Source organism: Bradyrhizobium sp. CSA112, assembly GCF_029051645.1.
GTDB lineage: Bacteria > Pseudomonadota > Alphaproteobacteria > Rhizobiales > Xanthobacteraceae > Bradyrhizobium.
This window is the reverse complement of the sequence record NZ_JAACFS010000119.1, coordinates 1-796: the sequence shown is the minus strand read 5'-3', so window position 1 is coordinate 796 and position 796 is coordinate 1. Positions and strand designations below refer to the sequence as shown.

1 pseudogene is annotated in these 796 nt (G+C 56.4%); it reads right to left on the bottom strand.

Going from position 1 to position 796, the window contains the following annotated elements:
- Positions 1-188 (bottom strand): annotated as a pseudogene (locus GWE18_RS41935) (hypothetical protein); the annotation flags it as partial.
- Between the last annotated feature and the right edge of the window lie 608 nt (positions 189-796).

Below are 796 nucleotides of genomic sequence, written 5' to 3'. Positions count from 1 at the left end.
CAGTATTTTTCCTGCTCAGGTGTTAGCTGCAACGCAGCCTTTACCAGGTCAATGCGCAAGTCCATCAGTGAATTCCGGTCCGCTACATTTAACCGTTCCGGAGTTGCGGTAGAAGGCGTTTGCGCGTAGGCAATCGGCGACGCAGCAAGGAAGAGTACAGTTGTTCCAACCACTACTATTTTGATCATCGGCGATCTCCTAGGTAAGACCCCCAGGCACCGCACAAAAAAGTCACGCACCGCAGGTCGCCTTGATTCAAATCAAAGGTACCAGGGAAGTTTTTTGCGCAGGCCAGACCTATCGACATGTCCGCATTTGCGCCGCTATTCGGGGCAAGCTGACATCAACTCCCGCCTAGTGCCGCGCTGAACTAGGGCCTATTGGGCCTGCCTCATTCGGGCAGCCTTTTCCTTACGGCACAGGCCGGACAAGCGCCCGAGGTAGGGTAGTGTTCCAAACTTCGTGCACGCCGCAGGTGCAGGGGCGCAATTCGAGCGGGCGGTGGCCATGCTGCACGCTGCACTCGTTCACGCAATTCCTCAGAAAACGTCCAATCCTGAAAAGCTGTCAGTCCTTTGACCTAGATCAACCGCATCCCCGAGGCTATCCCAAGCCTGTGGTCTCTCCCAACAGTGATGGAGGAGAACATGCGCTCCCTCAGAATGGCATTCGTAGGCGGATTCGCCGGAGCCTTGATGGCCAGCAACATGGCGACGCTCCAGGCGGCTCCTTTGCCGACCAATGTGGCAACCATGAAATCAATTGTTGGCGACAGTGCGATCCAGGTCCGCTGGGG